We start from the raw sequence: 24,017 nt of genomic DNA, 5'->3' as shown, positions 1-24,017 counted from the left end.
AACTCCAGCCCCCTCGCAGCACAGCATCGCCTATTAATTAACAATTGGTTAATCAATTCAATTTCTCAAAAGTCACTTTTTTGCTTTTTCCGATTAGCATTCGCCCCCAATAAAAACGCGATCTCGAAGGGGGATTGAATGAGCGCAGAACTCGCGGCCACGTTCTTCAACGTCGGCTACGGACAGATCCTGGCCCAGTCCATGGACAAGAACCAGGTGGACGTGCTGGTGCTGACGCAGGGGCAGTACATGAGCATCCTGCAGGACAAGGCCCGGAACAATGCAGCGCTGGAATTCAACCTGCGCAAGATGCTGTCCAAATCCACTTTTGGGCAGTACTGGCAGAAAGAGTTCAGCCCGAATGCCAGCGAGCCGTGGGTCGGGCCCGTAGCGCAGGGGGCCAACGATGTGCTGGCCATCGGCAAGACGATGAATGCCATCGGCATGGCCGGCATAGGGACTTACATCAAGACCACGGCGACGGGCACGTACATCATCATCAAAGGCTATTCGGCGCGGCGCAGCGGCGCGTTGCAGGGCACGCGCTACTTGGCGACGAATCCCAAGATGCTGCAACTGGGACTCGGAATGAAGAGCCTGCAAGGCATTGCCAAGGGCGGCTTCATGCTGGGCGTGGTGGTGTCCACAGGGATCGAACTGATGGACTTCATGTTCAATGACGAGAAGACCATGTATGACCTAGTGGGCGGGATCGGGGTGGAGGCCGTCAAAGGCGGGCTTGGCGCTCTGATTGCGTATTCAATGGCTGCGGGCGTCGCCGGATCGGCTACGACAGTGGCGGTGCTTCCACTGGTCGTGATGGCCGTCTTTGCCGTTGGTGTGGGCATCGGGCTGAATGCTGTTGATCGACACTACGGTCTGAAGGACAAGGTGATCGCTGCCCTCAAATTGCTTCCTGAGCAGACCGCTCAAGGTATCTACTACATCGATACGAAATCCCAGTCATGGCAAAACGAACTCAGCGATGCAATGACTCAGAAAAAGACGCAAATGGGCCGTGCCATTGACCAGGGGGTCAAAGATTGGCTCTGTCGAATTTCTTGCGTTCGATATTAAGTAACACCTCCGCTACCCATGTTCGACGTCAAAAAAGTTCGCGCCACCTTGTTGTGGGGAATTCCCCTTTACCTTGGACTCATGGCAGGCTCATGCTTTGTAATCCGCTACGAAATCATCCCAACCGTTGTCGGCATAGCCACCTTGGCATCCGGAGTACGGATCGCACCCGCAGCACTGCTCGCCCCATTCATCGCGCTTATCTGCGCTTTAGCAATCATCCTGGGGACCATGCGCGCGATTCCTTGCAGCGACAAGTCCATCCAGCCAATGGAGCGTTTCTTCACGATCATCGTGCTCGCGAGCGGCGTGGCCTTGTTGCTCATTCCCGTGACCTCTCTGATCGTGCGCTTTTATATGCCCAGCCTGGGTTACTCGCTTTGTTCAGACCTTAAAGACAACCCCACCATGTGGTTCACCGATTGGGTGCGCGATCCTGCCTGGTGTGTCAGAGGCAAGAGCTTGGACTGGGTGAACCAGCAGGGGCGTTGATGCCATGCGATAAGACCGCACTGTGGACTGACCAGCGAGGCTCGCATTCCTGGTCACCGCAGGGATTTTTCGGGCGCCGCGCCCGCTGACTGAGCCGGCCTCGCCAGCCCACACAGCCTCAATGCCCCACGTACCTTCCCGGCCGGTGGCTGATCCATAAGAACCCGCTCATCACCACCACCGCCAGCACCGAATACGCCACGCGCTCGATCGGCACGATCACCAGCGCCAGCAGCACCACGGTGCAGTCGATCGCCATCTGCACCTTGCCCGCGCGCACCCCGTAGCGCTGCTGCAGGTACAGCGAGACGATGGTGGCGCCGCCCAGGCTGGATTTGTGGCGCGCGAGGAACAGGCAGCCCGTGCCCAGCAGCAGCCCGCCCAGCACGGCGGCGAACAGCGGGTTCAGGTAGTCCACGTGCATGACGTGGGGAAACAGCTCCGTCAGCACCGACAGCAGCGCCACCGACAGGAACGTCTTGACGGTGAACTCCCGCCCCATGCGCGTCCAGGCGAACCAGTAGAACGGCAGGTTGATGGCAAAGAACAGCTTGCCGAACGAGATGTCGGTCACGTAGTGCAACAAGAAGGCGATGCCCGCCGTGCTGCCGATGAGCAGCCCCGCCTGGCCGAACAGCATGAGCGCCATGGCCACGAACAGCGTGCCGGCGAAGAGCGCCTGCACGTCTTCGTAGTGGCCGTGGCGCAGCGACCCCATGGGGTACAGCGGCGCGGAAGGCGGCGGCGGGGCCGAGGCCGGGGGCGCAGGGGGTGGCAAGGGGGCTTCGGGCATGGCGGGACGGATGGGTGTCACAGGCTACTCCAACACCGGCAGGCCATGCAAACAACGCGCCAGCCCGCGCTGACGGTGCCGAGCTATCGCCCCTCGCGGATCTCCAGCGCGCTGCCGCTGCGCAGCACCCGGCCCTGGCCGTCGAAGTACACGGTGAAGATCATGGGCTGGTTGCCGCCGTCGTTCCAACGCCAGTCCCACGCAGTTTCGCCCTTGCGCTCGTAGGTCATGGCCTTCATGGGCTTGCCCAGGCGCCGGCGCACGTCGTCCATGGCCATGCCGGGCACGATCTGCTCGAAGTTGTGCGGCGCCAGCACCTGGCGCAGCGCGCTCATGCGGCCATCGGGGCCGATGGTGATCATGTAGTTCTGGTGGCCGGCCGGCTGGCGGTTGTATTCGAAGGTGCGGGCGCCGCCCGGCTCGTCCCACACGCGCTCGGGCTCGCCGAAGCGCGAGCGCACGTCGGCCTCGGTGGAGCTGCCCTCCTCCAGTTCGCTGATGCGTTGCGGATCGCAGCCGGCGAGCAGGGCCGCCAGGACGCCGAGCGCGCAGGCCAGTCCGGTCGCGCGCAGCGCCCGGGCCGCCGGGGCGCTCCATCGGGGGGTGTTCATGGGGGTCCTTTCCGGGGCAGTGTCGGGGTCCGCACTGTAGCGCGCCGAGGCGGCGCCCCGGCCAAGGGCGGCGCCCGCTAAAATCGCCGCCTCCCTACAGTGACTGCACCACCGCCATGTCCTTCTTCCGCCGCCCCGACTACCAGTCCGACACCACCCAGTTCATCAACCAGCTCAAGACCGAGAAGCCCGAACTGGACGCGCAGCAGCAGGCCGGCCGTGCGCTGCTGTGGGACAAGCGCGTGGACCGCAGCATCTGGGGCGAGTACGACGAAGCCAGCGTGCCGCAAAAGCCCTACGTCTACCAGACCCAGGGCTGATCCGCCCCCAAAAGGCCTCCAGCGCAATGGCACGTAGCGCGGGCAGCTATATTTTCAATAGCAGATCATGAGCACCGCCGCGGACAGGGCCTCCGCCCCCGCCCTGGCCGCCGGGGGTGCCGAGGGCGCCTCCCCCCAGGTCGTGGACGCGGTGGCGCTGGCGCGCCTGTATGGCGAGCCGCTGTTCGCGCTGCCGACCGACCTGTACATCCCGCCCGATGCGCTGGAGGTGTTCCTCGAAGCGTTCGAGGGGCCGCTCGATCTGCTGCTGTACCTCATCCGCAAGCAGAACTTCAACATCCTCGACATTCCCATGGTGGGCGTCACGCGCCAGTACCTGGTGTACGTGGACGAGATCCGCAGCCGCAACCTGGAGCTGGCGGCCGAGTACCTGCTGATGGCGGCCATGCTCATCGAGATCAAGTCGCGCATGCTGCTGCCGCCCAAGAAGCAGGAAGGCAGCGCCGAGCCCGAGGACCCGCGCGCCGAACTCGTGCGCCGCCTGCTCGAATACGAGCAGATCAAGCTGGCCGCGGCCGGCCTGTCGCGCATGCCGCAGTACGGGCGCGATTTCCTGCGGGCGCAGGTGCACATCGAGCAGAGCCTGCAGCCGCGCTTTCCCGACGTGCACGTGGCCGACCTGCAGGAGGCCTGGCGCGACATCCTGCGGCGCGCCAAGCTGGTGCAGCACCACCGCATCACGCGCGAGGAGCTGAGCGTGCGCGAATACATGAGCGCCGTGCTCAAGACGCTGCAGGGCCGGCGCTTCGTGGAATTCGAGGAGCTGTTCGAGCCCGAAAAAGGCAGCACCGTGCTGGTGGTGACCTTCATCGCGCTGCTGGAGCTGGCCAAGGAAACCCTGATCGAGATCACCCAGGCCGAGGCGTTCGCGCCCATCTACGTGCGGCTGGCGTACACGCCGGTCTGAGCCGCCGCCCTTCACCGCCACGGCCGGGTGCCCCGGCCCGAACGCCCCACACGCCCACACGCACCACCATGCCATCCCACGATTTCGACGTTCTCATCATCGGCAGCGGGCTGGCCGGGCTGTCGGCCGCGCTGCACCTGGCACCCACGCACCGCGTGGCGGTCATCACCAAGCGCGCGCTGCAGGACGGGGCCAGCGCCTGGGCGCAGGGCGGCATCGCCGCCGTGCTGGCCGAGGGCGACACCTACGAGGCCCACGTGCAGGACACCCTGGTGGCGGGCGCGGGGCTGTGCGACCTGGCCGCCACGCGCTTCGTGGTGGAGAACGCGCCCGAGGCCATCCACTGGCTGCAGGGCCTGGGCGTGCCGTTCTCGCAGGAGGACGGCGCCCTGCACCTCACGCGCGAGGGCGGCCACGGCGCTCGCCGCATCGTGCACGCCACCGATGCCACCGGCGCCGCCGTGCAGCGCACCCTGATCGACACCGTGCGCGCCACGCCCGGCATCACGCTGTTCGAGCAGCACACGCTGGTGGACCTCATCACCCCGCACAAGCTGCGCCGCGGCGGGCCGCAGCGTTGCCTGGGGCTGTATGCGCTGGATGAAGGCACCGACGAGGTCGTGACCTTCCGCGCGCCGCAGACCATCCTGGCCACGGGCGGCGCGGGCAAGGTGTACCTGTACACCACCAACCCCGACACGGCCACGGGCGACGGCATCGCCGCGGCCTGGCGCGCGGGCTGCCGCGTGTCCAACCTGGAGTTCATCCAGTTCCACCCCACCTGCCTGTACCACCCGCACGCCAAGTCGTTCCTCATCACCGAGGCGGTGCGCGGCGAGGGCGGGCGGCTCTTGCTGCCCCGCTCGGCCGGCGGCACGCGCTTCATGCCGCAGCACGACCCGCGCGCCGAACTGGCCCCGCGCGACGTGGTGGCCCGCGCCATCGACTACGAGATGAAGCGCCACGGCCTGGACTGCGTGCACCTGGACATTTCGCACCAGAGCCCGGCATTCATCCAGGAGCACTTTCCCAACATCCTCGCGCGCTGCGCCGAGTTGGGGCTGGACATCACGAAGGAGCCCATCCCCGTGGTGCCCGCCGCGCACTACACCTGCGGCGGCGTGCTCACCGACCTGGCCGGCCGCACCGACCTGCCCGGCCTGTTCGCCATCGGCGAGACCGCCTGCACCGGCCTGCACGGCGCCAACCGGCTGGCCAGCAACTCGCTGTTGGAGTGCATGGTCTTCGCGCGCGCGGCCGCCCAGGCCATCACCGCCGCCAGCGCGGAAGCCGTGCCCGACGTGCCGCCGTGGGACGACAGCCTCGTGACCGATGCCGACGAGTGCGTGGTCATCTCCCACAACTGGGACGAGCTGCGCCGCTTCATGTGGGACTACGTGGGCATCGTGCGCACCAACAAGCGCCTGGAGCGCGCGGCGCACCGCATCACGCTGCTGCAGGCCGAGATCGAGGAGTTCTACGCCCACTTCCACGTCACGCGCGACCTGCTGGAGCTGCGCAACCTGGTGCAGGTGGCCGAACTCATCGTGCGCTCGGCCCAGATGCGCCGCGAGAGCCGGGGCCTGCACTACAGCCGCGACTACCCCGAGCGGGCCGCCCCGGCCGCACCCACCATCCTGGTCCCGCCGGTCCGCTGACCGCCCCACCGCCTCACCGCAAGCTCTAACCGTTTTCTTCGCCCCTCCCGCCATGCAACGCACCCTGCTGAAATCCAAGATCCACCGCGCCACCGCCACGCACTGCGAGCTGCACTACGAAGGCTCCTGCGCGATCGACGAAGACCTGCTCGACGCCGCGAACATCGTGGAGAACGAGCAGGTGCACATCTGGAACATCGACAACGGCGAGCGCTTCGTCACCTATGCCATCAAGGGCCAGCGCGGCAGCGGCATGGTGTCGGTCAACGGCTCGGCGGCGCGCCGCGCTGCCGTGGGCGACCTGCTCATCATCGCCGCCTTCGCCCAGGTCGAGGAAGCCGAGGTGGCCGCGCACCGGCCGCAGCTCGTGTTCGTGGACGCCGCCAACCGCCAGGTGGAACTGCGCCACCACGTGCCCACGCAGGCCCTGTGAAAGGCCACCCACGATGAACCAGGACACCCTCGTCGCCCGCAGCCTGGCCAGCGTCTGGCACCCGTGCACGCAGATGAAGCGCCACGAGGCCGACCCGCCCGTGGCCATCGCCAGCGCCCGCGGCCCGTGGCTGCACGGCACCGATGGCCGGCGCTACCTGGACGGCATCAGCTCGTGGTGGGTCAACCTTTTCGGCCACAGCCACCCGCACATCCAGGCCGCGCTGGCCGACCAGCTCGCGCGGCTGGACCACGTGATGCTCGCGGGCTTCACGCACGCGCCGGTGGTGGAGCTGTCCGAGCGGCTGGGCGCGCTCACCGGGCTGGGCCACGCCTTCTACGGCAGCGACGGCGCTGCGGCCACCGAGATCGCCCTCAAGATGAGCGCGCACTGCTGGCGCAACGCCGGGCGGCCGGGCAAGAGCCGCTTCGTGGGCCTGGCCGGCGGCTACCACGGCGAGACCGTGGGCGCGCTGGCCGTGACCGACATCGCCCTGTTCCGCGAGGCCTACGCCCCGCTGGTGCGCCTGGCGGCCACCGTGCCCAGCCCCGATGCGCGCGGCGTGCAACCCGGCGAGAGCGCGCTGGATGCGGCCCGGCGCGCCGCCCAGGCGCTGGAGGTCTGGCTGGCCGAGCACCACGAGAGCACCGCCGCGCTGATCGTCGAGCCCCTGGTGCAGTGCGCCGCCGGCATGGCCATGCACGATGCGGAATACCTGCGCCAGGCCCGCGCGCTGTGCGACCGCTACGGCGTGCACCTGGTGGTGGACGAGATCGCCACCGGCTTCGGCCGCACCGGCACGATGTTCGCGCACCAGCAGGCCGGCATCCGGCCCGATTTCATCTGCCTGTCCAAGGGCCTCACGGGCGGCACGCTGCCGCTGTCGGCCGTGCTCACCACCGAGGCCGTGTACGCCGCGTTCTACGACGACGACGTGGCCCGCGGCTTCCTGCATTCGCACTCCTACACCGGCAACCCGCTGGCCTGCCGCGCGGCGCTGGCCACGCTGGAACTGTTCGACCAGCTCGACCCGCTCGCGGCCAATGCGGCGCTGGCCGGGCGCATCGACGCCGCCTGCGCACCCATCACGCAGCACCCGCGCGTGCGCCATGCGCGCCGGCTGGGCATGGTGTGGGCGTGGGACGTGGACACCTCCATGCCCGATTTTTCCCGCCGCTACCACCGCCACGCCATGGCGCGCGGGCTGGTGCTGCGCCCCATCGGCAAAACGCTCTACGCCATGCCGCCCTACGTGCTCGACGACGAGGCCGTGCAGCACCTGGGCGATGCCGCCTTCGCCGCACTGCAGGCCACCCTGGCCGAGGAGACCGCCCCATGAACCCGACCCCGGCATTCGCCTGCTTCGTCACCGGCACCGATACCGGCGTGGGCAAGACGCTGGCCTCGGCCGGCCTGCTGCACGCGCTGGCGCGCCACCACACGCGCGTCGTGGGCATGAAGCCCATCGCCGCGGGCGCCGAATGGCACCATGGCCAGCTCGCCAACGAAGACGCCCTCGCCCTGCGCGCCGCCTCCACCATCGCGGTGCCCCCGGCGCTGGACAACCCCGTGCTGCTGCCCGACCCGCTCTCGCCCCACATCGCCGCCGAGCGCGCGGGCACGCGCATCGACATCGCGCACATCGTGCGCAGCTACGAAGCGCTGGCGGCACAGGCCGATGCGGTCGTCGTCGAAGGCGCGGGCGGGTTCCACGTGCCGCTGTCGGACACCGAGACCGGCGCCGACCTCGCCCAGGCCCTGGGCCTGCCGGTGGTGCTGGTGGTGGGCCTGCGGCTGGGGTGCCTCAGCCACGCCGCGCTCACGGCCGATGCCGTGCGCGCGCGCGGCCTGCCGCTGGCCGGCTGGATCGCCAGCCGCATCGACCCGCACATGCGGGCGCCGCAAGAAAACCTCGACTGGCTCGCGCAGCGCCTGGGCGCCCCGCTGCTGGCCGACATTCCCTACCAGGCCGTGCCGGACGCCCGTGCGCTGCCCTTTGACCTTCCCGCCGCATGGACGACCCGATGAGCCCCCGCCCCGACGCCGCCTCCTGGATCGACGAGTTTCCGGCACGCATCGCCGCGCTCGACGCCGCCCACCTGCGCCGCCGGCGCCGCGCCGTGGTGCCGGCCGGCGGCGCGCACCTGCTGGTCGATGGTGCGCCCATGCTGGCTTTTTGCAGCAACGATTACCTGGGCCTGGCCGGCCACCCCGCGCTGGCCGAGGCTGCCTGCGCGGGCGCGCGCGAGTTCGGCGTGGGCTCGGGCGGCTCGCCGCTGGTGAGCGGCCACAGCGCGGCCAACGCGGCGCTGGAGGCCGACCTCGCCCGCTTCGTGGGCCTGCCGCGCGCGCTGTACTTCTACGCGGGCTACGCCACCAACGCCGGCATCGTGCCCGCGCTCGTGGGCGAGGGCGATGCGCTGTTTTCCGATGCGCTCAACCACGCCTGCCTGATCGACGGCGCCCGCCTGTCGCGCGCCCGCATCCACCGCTACCCGCATGCCGACTTGGCCGCGCTGGAGGCCGCGCTGGCCAGCAGCCCCGCGCGCCGCAAGCTGGTCATCACCGATGCCGTGTTCAGCATGGACGGCGACGTGGCCGACATTCCCGCGCTGCTGGCGCTGTGCGAGCGCCACGACGCGCTGCTGCTGCTGGACGACGCGCACGGCTTCGGCGTGCTCGGGCCGCAGGGGCGCGGCGCGCTGGCCGAGGCGGGCCTGGCCGGCGCGCAGGCCTCGCGGCGCGTGCTGTACATGGCCACGCTGGGCAAGGCCGCGGGCGTGGCCGGCGCCTTCGTCGCGGGCGACGACGCCTTGATCGAATGGCTGCTGCAAAAGACGCGCAGCTACATCTTCGCCACCGCCGCGCCGCCGCTGCTGGCGCGCGCGCTGCAGGCCAGCCTGGCGCTCATCGAGGCGGAGGATTCGCGCCGCGAGCACCTCGCGCGCCTCGTCCAGCGCCTGCGGGACGGCCTCGCGCCGCGGCTGCAGGGCACGCACTGGCAACTGGGCGAGTCGCGCACCGCCGTGCAGGCCGTGGTGATCGGCGCCAACGACGATGCCCTGGCCGCCATGGAAGGCCTGCGCCAGCGCGGCCTGTGGGTGCCCGCCATCCGCCCGCCCACCGTGCCCGAGGGCACGGCGCGCCTGCGCATCGCCCTGTCGGCCGCGCACACCGAGGCCGACGTGGACCGCTTGCTGCAGGCGCTGGCCGAGCTGGCGCCCGCCGCCGTGGAGGCCCTGGCATGACCTACAGCGTCAAGGAAATCTTCTACACCCTGCAGGGCGAGGGCGGCCAGGCCGGCACGCCCGCCGTGTTCTGCCGCTTCGCGGGCTGCAACCTCTGGAGCGGCCGCGAGGAAGACCGCGCCAGCGCCGTCTGCCGCTTCTGCGACACCGACTTCGTGGGCACCGATGGCACCCTGGGCGGCAAGTTCGCCACCGCCGACGCGCTGGCCGACGTGATCGCCGCGCAGTGGCCCGCGCACGATGCCGCGCACCGCCTGGTCGTGCTGACCGGCGGCGAGCCGCTGCTGCAGGTGGACACGGCCCTCATCGACGCCCTGCACGCGCGGCGCTTTCGCATCGCCGTGGAGAGCAACGGCACCGTGGCGGCGCCGCCCGGCATCGACTGGCTGTGCATCAGCCCCAAGGCCGGCGCGCCCTGGGTGCAGCGCAACGGGCAGGAGCTCAAGCTGGTGTGGCCCCAGCCCGGCTTCGACCTGGCCGCGCTGGAATCGCAGACGCAGTTCACGCACCGCTTCCTGCAGCCCATGGACGGCCCGGAGCAGGCCGCCAACACCGAGCGCTGCATCGCCGCCTGCCTCGACCGCCCCGCGTGGCGCCTGAGCCTGCAGACCCACAAGCTCACCGGCATCCGCTGAGCCCTTTTCCGCACCTTTTTTTCCGCCCCCGTTCCCGCCCGTTCGCCGACCATGCAGTTCACCGTCCACCAGCGCTTTTTCTTCGATGCCGCGCACACCTTGCAGCGCGAGATCGAGGCCGAGGGCAGCCGCCGCATCCATGGCCACACCTACCACGCGGAGGTGGCCGTCACCGGCCCGCGCGATCCCGCCACCGGCATGGTCATCGACCTGGGCCACCTGCGCCAGCGCCTGGCCGCCGTGCGCGAGCAGCTCGACCACCATTGGCTGGACGAGGTGCCCGGCCTGGGCGCGCCCACGCTGGAAAACCTGTGCCGCTTCATCGCCCAGGCGCTCGATGGCATGCAGCCGCCCGCCAGCCGCGTGCGCGTGTGGCGCGAGGCGCTGGGCGACGGCTGCGTGCTGGACCTGGCGCCGCCCGGCCCGGTGCCGGACTGAGCCCATCCGCCCCCTTCCCCTTCTTTCATCCCACCCCGCAGGAGAACCGCCATGCCCCACCTCGTCATCGAATACAGCCAGAACCTGGCCGGTCTGCCCGAAGCCCAGATGCTGGCGGAACTGAACCAGTCCCTCACCGCGAGCCCCGAGATCCAGAACGAGGCGGACCTCAAGTCCCGCTTCCTGCGCACCGACCGCTTCGAGATCGGCACCGCCCCCGACGACCGCGCGTTCGTGCATGCGCAACTTCGCCTGCTGTCCGGCCGCTCGCCCGAGACCAAGCAGGACCTCGCCGGCCGCGTGGCCGACGTGCTGCGCCGGCTCACGCCCCGGCCCGAGGGCGTGATGGTGCAGCTCAGCGTGGAGATCGTGGACATGGACCGCGGGTCCTACGTGAAAGAGCGGCTTTGAACCCCACAGGGCTCCAGCGCAATCAACACTAGGGCATATTGCTACAAAATAAGTAGCAAATCACTTTGCGCCGGGCGATCCGTCCAAAGCGCGAGAGTGGGTCGCACCGGTGAGCCATCCCGCCTGCCGGGTCAGGACGCCTTCGCAAACCCCATCGGAGATTCGGGTCCTGCGAGAGATTCCATGGCGCTTCTCGGATGATGAACATCATTCGAAAACCCAAGCCACAGGGCTGCCATGAGACCTCTACCCAACGCGATCGCCACCCGGCTCACTCCGGTACGCCCTTCGGCGCTGCAGGCGGCACAACTGGCGGCCGTCAAACCGGAGAAGCCCACTACGGGCACGTCTGAGCCGCCATTGCCAGGGCCGCTCAGGCCCCGGCCCAAACTGGAAACCGCGTCTTCCCTGCAGCCGCGCATCCAGATCAAACTCAGCAGTGGGGCCAAGATCTCGCTGAACGATGCGATGAAATTGCTCTCTGCCGCCCAGAAGCCGAGCATTGCCGCGCCAGCCGGCGCCGCGCCGGGGCGCATCAGCGCCGCGTCGGTCCTGCAGTCGATGAAACCGACCTCGCAGCTCCCGGACGGCGGAGCCGTCGCAACGGTGTTGCCGCAGGCGCGGCCGCAACCCAGCGCACCGCAAGGAGGATTTCCAGCGCAGGCCGCACCTGCGCCGCTGCCGCCACAGGAAGAGCCTGTGCTGGCGATGCCCTGGATGGGTCATCCACCGCCTCAGGCCGCCCCGACCATGGCATTTCACCCAGGCTTTCACCCAGGCTTTCAGACACCACCCCAGCCGGCACACCCGCTGCATCCGCCACAAAACCAACCTTTCACCGGCTTCGCGTCGCTGTTCCCGGGCGGTCCGCAGCCCGCTTTCGCCCCCGTGCTGCAGCAAGCCCCCACGGCCTGCAGGGCGCACCGGGGAATTCGCCCTGGCCTCCCGCCGAGCACGCCGTCGGTCTGGCCTCCATGCTGCCAGGCGCCACCACGGCAGGTCCTGCCCCCTCGCAGGCCGTTCATGAAGCGCCGCAAATCTGGAATCCGGCCAACCCGCCCACGCCCCATGTCGATCCCTTCGAGGACAAACGCCTTTCATCGACCGCAGTGCCGCCCACGGCCAAGTTTCAGCACAACGTTGCCCTCTTTGCCGAGTACGACGGCGAGCACCTTCAGGGCAACAAGACGTGGGCGACTTCCGTCACCTATCTCAATGCAGAGCAGCGTCAGCAGTTCAAGCTGACGGTGAAAGACGGAAAGATTTTTGACGCGGAGGGCAAGCCGTTCGACACCCGCAACGGCAAGACGGCATGCTTCGGCGGAGGCGCGGGCAAGGCGATCTTCGTCATGGATCACGATGGCAACCTGTATGCGTCCAATTACCATGCGCCTGGCAAGTTCCACCATTCGAGCTTCCTGGCCGGCCAGCCAGTCGCAGGAGCGGGCGAAATCACCGTGCACAACGGCGAGATCCAGTCCCTGACCCGCAACAGCGGACACTACCGCCCCAGCGCAGCCCAGCTGGAGCAAGTGGCCCACAACCTCAGCTCCCAGGGCCTGAGCAATTTCGTGGTCGACCAGAAGATTCAGTAGCCGGAAAGAAAAACATGGATACCGTCAAATTCCTTCGCATCCCCTTGAGCATGATCGACTACGTCGGCGACCTTGATGCCTTCCAGGGCCTGACCGCCGAACAGCTGGCCTCGCTGCCCGAGGAATACACGCCCGACGAAACCGCCGGCATCATCGCGAGCCTGCGTTTCGCGGCAGAGCATCCCGAATTCGACTTCGCTTCTTTGCTGCCGGGGATCAGCGCCTCCAACGGCCAGATCCACGTCTTTCTGGTCAAGATCTACCGCTCGTTTCAGGAAGCAGGCTTGGCCCCGCTCTGAACCGGTTCTCCGAGGGATGGCCTGGACTGCAGACCCTGATTTGCCTTGAAGTCTGACAAGGCTCCAGCGCAATCAGTACTAGGGCATGCCGCTACAAAATCAGTAGCAAAACCCAGCGCCAGGGACCTTCGGCCCCGCCGGCTTCAGGCCTGCAGCGTGGCGTCCAGCCAGCCCCGCAGGCTGTTCACGAACGCCCAGGCCCGCACCTGTGGCACCTCCTCCACGCGCAGCACGGCCTCGGTGACCCGGCCTTCGCGCAGGGCCACCGCGCGGCCCACGCCGGGCAGCAGGCCGCAGGACAGCGGGGGCGTGACCCACAGGCCGTCGGCCCGCAGCGCCGCGATGCAGCCGCGCGTGCATTCGGTGATCTCGCCGGCCTCGTTCCACAGCAGCGTGTCGAAAACGCCCTCGGCCTCGGGCGTGAAGGCGTCGTAGTGCGCCCGGCGCGTGGTCTTGTGGCGCACGAATTCGCCGTGCGCGCCTTCCAGCGGGCGCGTGGCCAATTGCAGGCGCACCGGCACGGTGGTGGGGGCCATCGCCCAGGCCTCGGCGCGCGGGTGGCCCGCCGCATCGAGCAGCAGGCGCGCGCGCCACAGCCCGGTGGGGTGGGCAGCGGCCAGCGCCTCCAGGCAGGCCTGCACGCGCGCCGCGTCGAAAGCGTGGCCGAAGTGCGCGGCCGAGGCGGCCAGCCGCGCCACGTGGTCGGCGCGGTGGCGCAGCACGCCCTCCTCCAGCGCCAGGGTTTCCAGCAGGTCGAACGGGGCGCTGGCGCGCTGCAGGAAGGCGCTCTTGTGCTGCCACTCCTGCCACTCCGCCGCGGCCTGGGCGCCGGAGGTGATGCCGCTGCCGATGCCGCACCGCGCGTCGCGGCCGCGCAGCGTCACGGTGCGGATGGGCACGTTGAAAGTGGTGGCCACGGCGCCCTCGCCGTCCGGTCGCACGATGCCCACCGCGCCGCAGTACACGCCGCGCGGCGCGGGCTCCAGCGCGTGGATGGCCTGCATCGCCCGCACCTTGGGCGCCCCGGTGATGGAGCCGCACGGGAACAACGCGGCGAACACGTCGGCCAGCGTGGTGCCGGCGCGGGTGCGGGCCTCGACGTCGGACGTCATCTGCCACACGGCCGGCAGCGCTTCGGTGTGGAACAGCGCGGGCACGCGCACGCTGTGCGGCTCGGCGATGCGCGAGAGGTCGTTGCGCAGCAGGTCCACGATCATCACGTTCTCGGCGCGCTCCTTGGGCGAGGCGCGCAGCGCGGCGGCCTGCGCGGCATCGTCCTCGGCCGTGGCGCCGCGCGGCGCCGTGCCTTTCATGGGCCGCGCGAGCAGCGAGCCCCCGCGCCAGTCGAAGAAAAGCTCGGGCGAGACGGACAGGATCTGCTCGTCGCCGCCGTCGATGCACGCGGCATAGCCGCCCGGCTGGGCGCGCTGCAGCGCGGCGAACAGCGGCAGCGCCGCCTGCGTCCCGCCCACCGGCGACACGGTGCCCCGGATCGGTGCGGTGTAGTTGACCTGGTAGAACTCTCCGGCCGCGATGGCCTGGTGAAGGTGCGCCAGGGCGGCCTCGAACGCGGCGCGCTGCGGGCGGGTGTGCCAGTCCACCGTGGGCGCTCCCGCGCCGCCGCCATCGCCCGGAGAGACTGGGGGATCGGGCCAGGGCAAGGCCCGGTCGAACACGGCGAACCACGCCAGGGGCCCGTCGGCCGGGTGCGTGCGCAGCGCGGCGTCGAACGCGCCGGCCGCCTCGTAGCGCAGGTAGCCCAGGCACCAGGCCCCGGCGCGCGCCTCGGCCTCGGCCGCGTACAGCACGGCCCGCACCTCGTGCGGCGCCTGGGCCACCAGCGTGCGGCGCGGCGTGCCGAACGCATGGCGCAGGCGCGGCCCGGCCGGGTGGCGCGGGTCGGAGAAGTCGATCCTGAAATTCACGTCAAAACAGGCCCATGCCCTAGAAAATCATGCCTTGATAGCTATTAAATCGATAGCAAATAGATCCCATTGCGATGCGCGTCATGCCGCGCCGATGTGGGGCACCAGCGCGCCCAGGGGCTGCCCGCCCTTGAGCGCGGCGGTGAAGGCCAGCATGCGGTCGATGGGCTGGCGCGCGCGCGGGATGAGCGCCGGGTCCACCTGGATGGCGTTGGCACCCGTCTCCAGCACGCGGGCCACGTCGGCCAGGCCGTTCATGGCCATCCAGGGACAGTGCGCGCAGCTCTTGCAGGTGGCGCTGTTGCCGGCCGTGGGGGCTTCGTGGAAGGTCTTGCCCGGGTTGAGCGCGCGCAGCTTGTGCATCATGCCGTTGTCGGTCGCCACGATGAATTCGCGCGCGTCCATCTCGCGCGCGGCCTTCAGGATGGCGGAGGTCGAGCCCACCGCATCGGCCAGCGCCACCACGTCGGCAGGGCTCTCGGGGTGCACGAGCACCTTCGCCTGCGGGTGCGCCGCCTTCAGCGCCTGCAGCTCTTCGGCCTTGAACTCGTCGTGCACGATGCAGGCGCCGTTCCAGAACAGCATGTCGGCGCCGGTCTGCTGCTGGATGTAGGCGCCCAGGTGGCGGTCGGGCGCCCACAGGATCTTGTGGCCCGCCGCCTTGAGCGCACCCACGATCTCCAGCGCGCAACTGGAGGTGACGAGCCAGTCGGCGCGCGCCTTCACCGCCGCGCTGGTGTTGGCGTAGACGACCACGGTGCGGTCCGGGTGCGCATCGCAGAACGCGCTGAACGCATCGGCGGGGCAGCCCAGGTCCAGCGAGCAGGTGGCGTCCAGGTCGGGCATGAGCACGGTCTTCTCGGGCGACAGGATCTTGGCCGTCTCGCCCATGAAGCGCACGCCCGAGACCACCAGCGTCTGCGCGGCATGGTCGCGCCCGAAGCGCGCCATCTCCAGCGAATCGCTGACCAGCCCGCCGGTTTCCTCGGCCAGGTCCTGCAGGTCCGGGTGCACGTAGTAGTGCGACACCATGACGGCGTTCTTCTCGCGCAGCAGCCGCCGGATGCGGTCCTTGAGCGCGGCGCGTTCGGTGAGCGAGGGCTCGGCGGGCACGCGGGCCCAGGCGAACTTCGTGGAGCAGACGGCGCCGTCTTCGGGCTGCTCGTACTCCACGTCCTTGATGGCGGTGGGGGTCGTCATGGGGTGGGTCTTTCGGCCGCGGCGGCAGGGCGCGGCGCCAACACGTTATCTCAGGTCCGGAGGATGGCCGGATCGGCTAGGCAATGTCCTGCATGCGCATCGAGAAATCGATGGCCTTCACGTCCTTGGTCAGCGTGCCGATGGAGATGCGGTCCACGCCGGTCTCGGCCAGGGCGCGCAGGCCTTCGAGCGTCACGCCGCCGGAGATCTCCAGGATGGCGCGGCCGGCGTTCCGGCGCACGGCCTCGTGCAGCATCGGGAGCGGCATGTTGTCCAGCAGCAGCATCGTCGCGCCGGCATCCAGCGCCTCCTGCAGCTGCTCCAGCGTCTCGACCTCGATCTCCACGAAGGCCGCCTGCGCGGCCACGGCCTGCGCGGCGTGCAGCACGGCCGCCACGCCACCGGCGGCGGCGATGTGGTTTTCCTTGATGAGCACCGCGTCGTGCAGGCCGATGCGGTGGTTGGTGCCGCCGCCCGTGCGCACGGCGTATTTCTGCGCCAGCCGCAGGCCGGGCAGGGTCTTGCGCGTATCGACGATCTGCGCACGCGTGCCGCGCACGGCGTCCACGTAGGTCGCCGTCTTGGTCGCCACGGCCGACAGCAGCTGCAGGAAGTTCAGCGCCGTGCGCTCGGCGCTCAGCAGCGCGCGGGCACTGCCCTCCACCTCCAGCACCACCTGGTCGGGCGCGCAGCGCTCGCCTTCCTGCACGTGCCACACGATGCGCGCGGCCGGGTCCAGGGCCCGCACGGCCGCCTCGGCCCAGGGGCCACCGCAGATCACCGCGCTTTCGCGGGCCAGCACGCGGGCGCGCACGCGGCGCGCCGGATCGATCAGGCCGGCGGTGAGGTCGCCGGCGCCCACATCCTCGCGCAGCGCGCGGGCAACGTCGTCCTGGGCCAGCGATGCGATGCCGCCGTCCAGGGAAAGGGGGGATTTCGTCATGGGCGGCAAGCATAGCGGCATCGCATAGACTCGCCGCACTTTCGGCCCGGCTCTGCCCATTCCCATGACCACTGCCATCCCCAACGCCTCCGCCTCGTCCGCGACGCCCTACGGCACGCTGCCGCCCGCCTCCCCCCTGCCCGAGCGCCGGCCCGTCAGCCTGCCGCGCCTGCAGCAGATGCGCGAGGCCGGCGAAAAGATCACCATGCTGACCGCCTACGACGCCACCTTCGCCGCCATGGCGGACGCGGCGGGCGTGGAATGCATCCTGGTCGGCGACTCGCTCGGCATGGTCTGCCAGGGCCTGCCCAGCACCGTGGGCGTGTCGCTGGACACCATGGCCTACCACACGGCCAGCGTGGCGCGCGGCCTGCACCGCGTACAGGGCACGGCGTGGCTGATCGCCGACCTGCCCTTCGGCACCTACGCCGAAAGCCGCGAACAGGCCCTGCGCAGCGCCTGCACGCTGATGCAGGCCGGCGCGCACATGGTCAAGCTCGAAGGCGGCGGCTGGACGGCGCCGACGGTGGAGTTCCTGGTGCAGCGCGGCGTGCCCGTGTGCGCCCACCTGGGCCTCACGCCGCAGACGGTGCACGCCCTGGGCGGGTACCGCGTGCAGGGCAAGGGCGACCTGGCCGCGCGCACCCTGCGCCAGCAGGCGTCCGAGCTGCAGAACGCGGGCGCCACCATGCTGGTGCTGGAGATGGTGCCCGCCGCGCTGGCCCGCGAACTCACGGCAGAGCTGCCCCACTGCCACACCATCGGCATCGGGGCCGGCAGCGGCACCGCCGGCCAGGTGCTGGTGCTGCACGACATGCTGGGCATCCACCTGGCCAAGATGCCTCGCTTCGTGCACGACTTCATGCAGGAGGCGGGCAGCGTGCGCGGCGCGATGCAGGCCTATGTGCAGGCGGTCAAGGCCGGGCGCTTTCCGGACGACGCCCTGCACGCCTGGTAGGGCGGCCCGCGCCCGCGCCGTCCCTTCGGCCCTCCCCTTGCTTTTCCTGCAGCCCTCTTTTTCCGATCGGGGATGACCCATGCTCATTGCACACACCGTGGCCGAACTGCGCCAGGCCCTGGCAGGCCGGGGCCGGCCCGCTTTCGTCCCCACCATGGGCAACCTGCACGCCGGCCACATTTCACTGGTGGAGCAGGCCCGGCCGCTGGGCGACGTGACCGTGGCCAGCATCTTCGTGAACCGCCTGCAGTTCCTGCCCCACGAGGATTTCGACAGCTACCCGCGCACCTGGGACGCCGACTGCGCCCAGTTGCGCGAGGCCGGCTGCGACGTGCTCTTCGCCCCGCGCGAGGCTGACCTGTACCCCGAGCCGCAGACCTTCAAGGTGCATCCCGACCCCGCGCTGGCCGACATCCTGGAGGGGCACTTTCGCCCCGGGTTCTTCGTCGGCGTCTGCACGGTAGTGATGAAGCTCTTCGCCTGCGTGCTGGGCGCGAGCGGCGGCACGGCCGTGTTCGGCAAGAAGGACTACCAGCAGCTCATGGTGATCCGGCAGATGGTGCGGCAGTTCGCGCTGCCGGTGGACGTGGTGGCGGGGGAAACGCGGCGAGCGGACGACGGCCTGGCCCTCAGCTCGCGCAACGGCTACCTCGGGGCGCAGGAGCGGTCGCGCGCCATGCAGCTGGCCCAGGCCCTGCGCGCGCTGGCGGACGGCTTTCTCGCGGGCGGGGGCGATGCCGGCGAGCGGGAGCGCCAGGCCCTGGACGCGCTGCGCCGCCAGGGCTGGGCACCGGACTACCTCACCGTGCGGCGCCGCCACGACCTGCAGCCGCCCGAAGCCGGCGGCCCGGCGGGTACGGGCACGCTGGTGGCCCTGGGCGCGGCTCGGCTGGGCAACACGCGCCTGATCGACAACCTGGAATTCTGAAGGGCGCACCGCACCGGGCGGTGCATCGCGGCGAAGGCGAGCGGCTCGGCCTCTCCTGCACCGCCGGTAGGCTCGGGACTACGCGCGCAGGTCACCACGCCGCACAGGGGCGCTCAGGGGTGGCCTTTAAGGTTGATCCATCGACCAACCACTCTTCAGGAGAACTTCCATGCCTGTCATCCTCTGGCTTCTCGGCGTCCCACTGTCCCTCGTGCTGCTGCTCATGCTCTTCGGCGTGCTCTGAGCATCAACCCCTGCAACGGGCAAAGAAGCCCGGTGGCAGAGCTTTCAAAGGCCCTTCAAGGCCGCGAGAGTTCCGCCACCGGGCTTCTGCCCATGAGCAACGCCACCGCGTCGCGCGGCGTTCTCTGCCCGTCCAGCAACGCCACCACCGCCTCGGTGATCGGCATGTCCACCTGCAGATGGCGCGCACGCGCCAGCACCGTCCGGGCGCTGTAGACGCCTTCGGCCACATGGCCGAGCGAATCCACCGCCTGGGCCAGCGTCAGCCCTTGTGCCAGGGCCTGGCCCACGCGCCGGTTGCGCGACAGGTCGCCCGTCGCGGTCAGCACCAGGTCGCCCAGTCCGGACAAACCCATGAAGGTATCGGGCCGCGCACCCAGTGCCAGCCCCAGCCGCGTCATCTCGGCCAGGCCGCGCGTGATGAGGGCCGCCCGGGCGTTGAGCCCCAGGTCGAGCCCGTCGCACAGCCCCGTCGCGATGGCCAGCACGTTCTTCACCGCACCGCCCACCTCGACGCCGACGATGTCGTCGTTGGCGTACACCCGCAGTGTGGGGCCATGGAACGCGTCCACCAGCAGATCGCGCACGGCAGCGTGCGGGCTGGCCGCCACCAGCGCCGTCGGCTGGCCGCGGGCCGCCTCCTGCGCAAAGCTGGGGCCGCTCAACACTCCGCTGCGCAAGCCGGGAGCAACCTGAGCGCACACCTCGTGCCCCATGAGGCCCACGGCGCTGCCGCCCGATGGGGCTGCTTCGAAACCTTTGCACAGCCAGGCCACCGGCACGTCCACGGCGCTCAACACCTGGAGCATGCCGCGCAGCGCGGACATGGGCGTCGCGACCACGACCAGATCGGCGCTGGAGGCCAGCGACAACGGGTCGCCCGCGCTCAGCGCCAGGGAAGAAGGGAGTTCGATGTCCGGCAGATACCGGGCGTTCTGCCGTGTGGCCAGCATGCCGGCCACCTGCTGCGCGTCACGCGCCCACAGGGTCACGGCATGCGCCGATGGGTGCGCTGCCGCGCTGACGGCCATGGCCGTGCCCCAGGCCCCGGCCCCCAAGACGACGATGTTCATTCGTTCGTGTGCCCGAGGTTCACGCGGGAGGCGCAACGGCCTCCCGGCGCTGCACGCTGCTTACTGCGTGATGATGGGCGACGGCGCTGCGGAGGCCACCTGGGCCTGCTGCTGCTCGTACATGGCCTGGAAGTTGATTTCGGCCAGGTGCACGGGCGGGAAGCCGGCGCGCGTGATGGTGTCGGCCACGTTGCCGCGCAGGTAGGGGTACACGATCTGCGGGCAGGCGATGCCCATGATCGGGCCCATCTGGTCTTCGGGGATGTTGCGGATCTCGAAGATGCCGGCTTGCTTGGCCTCGACCAGGAACACGGTCTTGTCCTTGATCTTGGTCTGCACGGTGGCGGTCACGGCCACTTCGAAAATGCCATCGGCCACCGGCGTGGCTTCCACGCCCAGCTGGATGTCCACGCTGGGCTGTTCCTGCTCCAGCAAGATTGCGGGCGAGTTGGGCTGCTCCAGAGACAAGTCCTTCAGGTACACGCGCTGGATCTGGAACACGGGATTTTCTTCGGTAGCCATGGTGTCGGTCTTTCAGTCAGAACACTATTCGACAAAACAAAGCCCGCTGGGGAAAACGCTCCCCGCAGCGGGCACTTGGGGCTGCATTATGCAGCGCCGCAGAAACGGAAAAGCGGCAGTTCAGGCATCGGCCTGGGCACCGCCGAGCAGCGGCATCAGGCCGCCCCGGCCGTCGAGCGCGACCAGATCGTCGTGCCCGCCGACGTGCGTGTCGCCGATGAAGATCTGGGGCACGGTGCGGCGCCCGGTGATTTCCATCATGTGGCTGCGGGCCACGGGGTCGAGGTCCACGCGGACTTCCTCGATCTCCTCCACGCCCTTGGACTTGAGGATCTGCTTGGCCCGAATGCAGTAGGGGCAGACGGCGGTGGTGTACATCTTCACGGCTTGCATGGGAGGGCCTTCCTGCTCAAAAAATGGCTACACAGCACACATTGCGGCCAACTCAGGCCTTTTCAACCGGCATGCTGGCGTCTTTCCACGCTTTCAGCCCGCCCGCCAGCGCCTGGGCATTGTCGTAGCCCAGCTTTTTGGCGATGCCCACGGCGCGCTGGGCCCGCGGGCCCTTGGCGCAAACCAGCACGATCGGCAGGGCCTTGTTCTTGACCACCTGAGGCAGCCGCTCTTCCAGCTGGTTCAGCGGGATGTTCTTGGCGCCGCCCACGTGGCCTGCGGCGAATTCGTCGGGCTCGCACACGTCGATGACCACGCCCTTCTCATGGTTGATGAGCTGCACGGCGCGCGCCGCCGTCAGCGAGCCGCCGGTGGCATCCTTGAGCAGCGGCACCAAAAGCATGCCGCCGGAGGCCAGCGCGATAAAGAACAAATACCAGTTGTCGATGATGAATTTCACGTCAGTCCTAGGGTTGGCAAACCGCTCAATTTTAGAATGCTGGATTTTGACCCGCCTGCTCTAGGGAAACCATGCACCAACTCGTCCTGATCCGCCACGGAGAATCCACCTGGAACCTCGAGAACCGCTTCACCGGTTGGACCGACGTCGATCTGACGCCAACGGGCGTGGAACAGGCCAAGAGCGCAGGCCGCCTGCTGAAGGCGGAAGGCTACGAATTCGACCTGGCCTACACCAGCATGCTCAAGCGCGCCACGCGCACGCTGTGGCACACGCTCGACGAGATGGACCGCACCTGGCTGCCGGTGCACCACAGCTGGCGCCTGAACGAGCGCCACTACGGCGCCCTGCAAGGCCTGAACAAAGCCGACATGGCCAAGCAATACGGCGACGCGCAGGTGCTGGTGTGGCGCCGCAGCTACGACACGCCGCCGCCAGCGCTGGAAGCCGCAGACCCTCGCAGCGAGCGGGGCGACCTGCGCTACGCCAGCCTGGCCCCCGAGCAGATCCCGCTGACGGAGTGCCTGAAGGACACCGTAGAGCGTGTGCTGCCGTTCTGGAACGAGTCCATGGCGCCCGCCATCCGCGCCGGCAAGCGCATCGTGGTCGCCGCGCACGGCAACTCGATCCGTGCTTTGATCAAGTACCTGGACGGCATCTCGGACGACGACATCGTCGGCGTGAACATTCCGAACGGCATCCCCCTGGTTTACGAACTCGATGCGGACCTGAAACCCCTGCGCCACTACTACCTGGGCGATGCCGAAGCCGCCGCCAAGGCCGCGGCCGCAGTGGCATCGCAGGGCAAGGCGTAAAGTCCGTGTAAAGGCGGCCCGCACAGCGCAAAAGTCGCTTCCAGCGCGGAACTGCACTGGGGGCAATCTTTCCAAGGTGTATATTGAAGCGGCAAAGGTGTTTTTAATGGGCCACAAACTGAAAATCGCAGGTTGGGTGTCGATCGGCGTCGTTGCCGGGGCACTGACCACCGTCTCACTGCAGACGGTGGCGCGCGGCGCGATGACGCCGCTGCCGCTCGAGGAAATCCAGCAGCTGTCCGCCGTGTTCGGTCTGGTGAAGACCGATTACGTCGAGCCGGTCGATGACAAGAAGCTCATCACCGACGCGATCTCGGGCATGGTGTCCAGCCTCGATCCGCACTCCCAGTATTTCGACAAGAAGTCCTTCAAGGAATTCCGCGAAGGCACTTCCGGCCGCTTCGTGGGCGTCGGGATCGAGATCACGCAGGAAGACGGGCTCATCAAGGTCGTCTCGCCCATCGAAGGCTCGCCTGCCTTCCGTGCCGGTCTCAAGACGAACGACCTGATCACCAAGATCGACGACACCGCCGTGAAGGGCCTGGCCCTCAACGATGCGGTCAAGAGAATGCGCGGCGAGCCGAGCACCCAGGTCACTCTGACGATCTTCCGCAAAGACGAGAGCCGCACGTTCCCGGTGACGATCACGCGCGAGGAGATCAAGACGCAGTCCGTGAAGGGCAAGGTGATCGAGCCCGGTTACGGCTGGATCCGCCTTTCGCAGTTCCAGGAGCGCACAGTGGACGACTTCGTTCGCAAGATCGAAGAGGTCTATCGCCAAGAGCCCAACCTCAAGGGCCTGGTGCTCGATCTGCGCAACGACCCGGGCGGCCTGCTGGATGCGGCCGTGGCCGTGTCCGCCGCCTTCCTGCCCGAGAACGTCACCGTGGTGACCACGGACGGACAGCTGGCGGAAAGCAAGGCCACCTTCAAGGCGGCGCCAGAGTTCTACCAGCGCCGCGGCAATGGCGACCCGCTCAAACGTCTGCCTGCCGCCCTCAAGAGCGTGCCCCTGGTGGTGCTGGTCAATGAAGGCTCGGCCTCTGCCAGCGAAATCGTGGCCGGCGCCTTGCAGGACCACAAGCGCGCCACCATCATGGGCAGCCAGACGTTCGGCAAGGGCTCGGTGCAGACGGTGCGCCCCCTGGGCCCGGACACCGGCATCAAGCTGACCACCGCGCGCTACTACACCCCCAGCGGCAAGTCCATCCAGGCCAAGGGCATCGTGCCCGACGTGATGGTGGATGAAAGCGCCGAAGGCGATGTGTATGCATCGCTGCGCATGCGTGAGGCCGATCTCGAAAAGCACCTGACCAGCGGCCAGGGCGAAGAGAAAAAGGACGAAGCGCGCGAGAAGGCCCGCGAGGAAGCCCGCAAGCGCCTCGAGGAAGAAGCCAAGAAGCCCATCGCCGAACGCAAGATGCCGGAGTTCGGTTCGGACAAGGACTTCCAGTTGGCGCAGGCCCTCAACCAGCTGAAGGGCCAGTCCGTGCTTGTCAGCAAGACGCAGACCGAACGCAAGGAAGAGAAGAAGGAAAACTAAATCCCTTCTGGATTCACCGACGGCCGGGCGCCTTTCAGGCGCCCGGCCTTTTTCATGGCCTTCGCCACTGCCTCCG

The 24,017-nt window shown here is 68.8% G+C and carries 27 protein-coding genes; 18 read left to right on the top strand and 9 right to left on the bottom strand.

Annotated elements, in window-relative coordinates:
• Positions 1-138 precede the first annotated feature (138 nt).
• Both AVAK2825_RS01490 and AVAK2825_RS01485 read left to right on the top strand, forming a co-directional pair.
• Positions 139-1,077 carry a hypothetical protein gene (locus tag AVAK2825_RS01490; RefSeq protein ID WP_284393473.1) on the top strand — a complete coding sequence of 313 codons (939 nt, stop codon included), beginning with the start codon at positions 139-141 and terminating at the stop codon, positions 1,075-1,077.
• An 18-nt stretch (positions 1,078-1,095) separates the two neighbouring features.
• Complete coding sequence (locus AVAK2825_RS01485) at positions 1,096-1,569, top strand: DUF1240 domain-containing protein (RefSeq protein WP_284393471.1); 474 nt, start codon at positions 1,096-1,098, stop codon at positions 1,567-1,569.
• A 118-nt stretch (positions 1,570-1,687) separates the two neighbouring features.
• Here the strand turns inward: AVAK2825_RS01485 and AVAK2825_RS01480 are convergent, their stop codons facing one another.
• Positions 1,688-2,362 carry a YitT family protein gene (locus AVAK2825_RS01480; RefSeq protein ID WP_502870467.1) on the bottom strand — a complete coding sequence of 225 codons (675 nt, stop codon included), beginning with the start codon at positions 2,360-2,362 and terminating at the stop codon, positions 1,688-1,690.
• 83 nt (positions 2,363-2,445) lie between these two features.
• Positions 2,446-2,973: an outer membrane protein assembly factor BamE gene (locus AVAK2825_RS01475; RefSeq protein WP_284393469.1), complete on the bottom strand. Its 528-nt coding sequence runs from the start codon at positions 2,971-2,973 to the stop codon at positions 2,446-2,448.
• Positions 2,974-3,089: 116 nt separating this feature from the next.
• On the opposite strand from AVAK2825_RS01475, the gene AVAK2825_RS01470 reads away from it, so the two are divergent.
• The 12 genes from AVAK2825_RS01470 to AVAK2825_RS01415 all read left to right on the top strand — a co-directional run bounded on the left by AVAK2825_RS01470 (position 3,090) and on the right by AVAK2825_RS01415 (position 12,938).
• Positions 3,090-3,293 (top strand): DUF3460 family protein, encoded by a 204-nt coding sequence (locus AVAK2825_RS01470; protein ID WP_284393467.1) that lies wholly within the window; start codon positions 3,090-3,092, stop codon positions 3,291-3,293.
• Positions 3,294-3,360: 67 nt separating this feature from the next.
• On the top strand, positions 3,361-4,221 hold the full coding sequence (locus AVAK2825_RS01465; protein ID WP_284393465.1) for a segregation and condensation protein A: 861 nt from the start codon (positions 3,361-3,363) through the stop codon (positions 4,219-4,221).
• A gap of 68 nt (positions 4,222-4,289) precedes the next feature.
• Positions 4,290-5,879, top strand: a complete 1,590-nt coding sequence (nadB, locus tag AVAK2825_RS01460; RefSeq protein WP_284393463.1) for an L-aspartate oxidase — start codon at positions 4,290-4,292, stop codon at positions 5,877-5,879.
• A 52-nt stretch (positions 5,880-5,931) separates the two neighbouring features.
• Positions 5,932-6,312 carry an aspartate 1-decarboxylase gene (panD, locus tag AVAK2825_RS01455; RefSeq protein WP_284393461.1) on the top strand — a complete coding sequence of 127 codons (381 nt, stop codon included), beginning with the start codon at positions 5,932-5,934 and terminating at the stop codon, positions 6,310-6,312.
• 13 nt (positions 6,313-6,325) lie between these two features.
• The gene (gene bioA, locus AVAK2825_RS01450; RefSeq protein WP_284393459.1) at positions 6,326-7,651 is read left to right on the top strand and encodes an adenosylmethionine--8-amino-7-oxononanoate transaminase; all 1,326 of its coding nucleotides are present in this window, start codon (positions 6,326-6,328) and stop codon (positions 7,649-7,651) included.
• A complete protein-coding gene (gene bioD / locus AVAK2825_RS01445) occupies positions 7,648-8,340 on the top strand; it encodes a dethiobiotin synthase (RefSeq protein WP_284393457.1) in 693 nt (230 codons plus the stop codon). The genes bioA and bioD overlap by 4 nt, the downstream gene beginning before the upstream one ends.
• On the top strand, positions 8,337-9,560 hold the full coding sequence (gene bioF, locus AVAK2825_RS01440; RefSeq protein ID WP_284393455.1) for an 8-amino-7-oxononanoate synthase: 1,224 nt from the start codon (positions 8,337-8,339) through the stop codon (positions 9,558-9,560). The genes bioD and bioF overlap by 4 nt, the downstream gene beginning before the upstream one ends.
• Entirely contained in the window at positions 9,557-10,195 is a 639-nt protein-coding gene (gene queE / locus AVAK2825_RS01435; RefSeq protein ID WP_284393453.1) for a 7-carboxy-7-deazaguanine synthase, read from the top strand. Before bioF ends, queE begins: the two co-directional genes overlap by 4 nt.
• Positions 10,196-10,246: 51 nt before the next feature.
• Positions 10,247-10,633: a 6-carboxytetrahydropterin synthase gene (locus tag AVAK2825_RS01430; protein ID WP_284393451.1), complete on the top strand. Its 387-nt coding sequence runs from the start codon at positions 10,247-10,249 to the stop codon at positions 10,631-10,633.
• Between the two features lie 51 nt (positions 10,634-10,684).
• Complete coding sequence (locus AVAK2825_RS01425; protein ID WP_284393448.1) at positions 10,685-11,044, top strand: 5-carboxymethyl-2-hydroxymuconate Delta-isomerase; 360 nt, start codon at positions 10,685-10,687, stop codon at positions 11,042-11,044.
• Between the two features lie 974 nt (positions 11,045-12,018).
• Entirely contained in the window at positions 12,019-12,639 is a 621-nt protein-coding gene (locus tag AVAK2825_RS01420; RefSeq protein ID WP_284393447.1) for an IQM protein middle domain-containing protein, read from the top strand.
• A gap of 50 nt (positions 12,640-12,689) precedes the next feature.
• A complete protein-coding gene (locus tag AVAK2825_RS01415; RefSeq protein WP_284393446.1) occupies positions 12,690-12,938 on the top strand; it encodes a hypothetical protein in 249 nt (82 codons plus the stop codon).
• 143 nt (positions 12,939-13,081) lie between these two features.
• Here the strand turns inward: AVAK2825_RS01415 and pabB are convergent, their stop codons facing one another.
• The 3 genes from pabB to nadC form a co-directional block, all read right to left on the bottom strand.
• Positions 13,082-14,863 carry an aminodeoxychorismate synthase component I gene (pabB, locus tag AVAK2825_RS01410; RefSeq protein WP_284393445.1) on the bottom strand — a complete coding sequence of 594 codons (1,782 nt, stop codon included), beginning with the start codon at positions 14,861-14,863 and terminating at the stop codon, positions 13,082-13,084.
• Positions 14,864-14,944: 81 nt separating this feature from the next.
• On the bottom strand, positions 14,945-16,063 hold the full coding sequence (nadA, locus tag AVAK2825_RS01405) for a quinolinate synthase NadA (protein WP_284393439.1): 1,119 nt from the start codon (positions 16,061-16,063) through the stop codon (positions 14,945-14,947).
• 76 nt (positions 16,064-16,139) lie between these two features.
• Positions 16,140-17,006 carry a carboxylating nicotinate-nucleotide diphosphorylase gene (gene nadC / locus AVAK2825_RS01400; protein ID WP_284393438.1) on the bottom strand — a complete coding sequence of 289 codons (867 nt, stop codon included), beginning with the start codon at positions 17,004-17,006 and terminating at the stop codon, positions 16,140-16,142.
• Between the two features lie 64 nt (positions 17,007-17,070).
• Between nadC and panB the strand changes: the two genes are divergently transcribed.
• Positions 17,071-17,964: a 3-methyl-2-oxobutanoate hydroxymethyltransferase gene (gene panB / locus AVAK2825_RS01395; protein ID WP_284393419.1), complete on the top strand. Its 894-nt coding sequence runs from the start codon at positions 17,071-17,073 to the stop codon at positions 17,962-17,964.
• 79 nt (positions 17,965-18,043) lie between these two features.
• Entirely contained in the window at positions 18,044-18,892 is an 849-nt protein-coding gene (gene panC, locus AVAK2825_RS01390) for a pantoate--beta-alanine ligase (RefSeq protein WP_284393417.1), read from the top strand.
• Positions 18,893-19,191: 299 nt separating this feature from the next.
• On the opposite strand, the gene AVAK2825_RS01385 is transcribed toward panC, so the two are convergent.
• The 4 genes from AVAK2825_RS01385 to AVAK2825_RS01370 form a co-directional block, all read right to left on the bottom strand.
• A complete protein-coding gene (locus AVAK2825_RS01385) occupies positions 19,192-20,208 on the bottom strand; it encodes an NAD(P)H-dependent glycerol-3-phosphate dehydrogenase (RefSeq protein WP_284393415.1) in 1,017 nt (338 codons plus the stop codon).
• A 60-nt stretch (positions 20,209-20,268) separates the two neighbouring features.
• On the bottom strand, positions 20,269-20,730 hold the full coding sequence (secB, locus tag AVAK2825_RS01380; RefSeq protein ID WP_092741496.1) for a protein-export chaperone SecB: 462 nt from the start codon (positions 20,728-20,730) through the stop codon (positions 20,269-20,271).
• A 120-nt stretch (positions 20,731-20,850) separates the two neighbouring features.
• Positions 20,851-21,123: a glutaredoxin 3 gene (gene grxC / locus AVAK2825_RS01375; RefSeq protein ID WP_272565005.1), complete on the bottom strand. Its 273-nt coding sequence runs from the start codon at positions 21,121-21,123 to the stop codon at positions 20,851-20,853.
• A 52-nt stretch (positions 21,124-21,175) separates the two neighbouring features.
• Positions 21,176-21,583, bottom strand: coding sequence for a rhodanese-like domain-containing protein (locus tag AVAK2825_RS01370; RefSeq protein ID WP_284393412.1), 408 nt, complete (start codon positions 21,581-21,583; stop codon positions 21,176-21,178).
• A gap of 71 nt (positions 21,584-21,654) precedes the next feature.
• Here AVAK2825_RS01370 and gpmA point away from each other — a divergent pair, with 71 nt between their 5' ends.
• Together gpmA and AVAK2825_RS01360 are read left to right on the top strand one after the other, a co-directional pair.
• Positions 21,655-22,398, top strand: coding sequence for a 2,3-diphosphoglycerate-dependent phosphoglycerate mutase (gene gpmA / locus AVAK2825_RS01365; protein ID WP_284393411.1), 744 nt, complete (start codon positions 21,655-21,657; stop codon positions 22,396-22,398).
• A gap of 106 nt (positions 22,399-22,504) precedes the next feature.
• Complete coding sequence (locus tag AVAK2825_RS01360; protein WP_284393410.1) at positions 22,505-23,941, top strand: S41 family peptidase; 1,437 nt, start codon at positions 22,505-22,507, stop codon at positions 23,939-23,941.
• Positions 23,942-24,017 lie beyond the last annotated feature (76 nt).

Origin of the sequence: Acidovorax sp. SUPP2825 (assembly GCF_030158995.1) — a bacterium.
Taxonomy (GTDB): domain Bacteria; phylum Pseudomonadota; class Gammaproteobacteria; order Burkholderiales; family Burkholderiaceae_C; genus Paracidovorax.
This window is presented reverse-complemented; position numbering and strand designations above follow the sequence as displayed.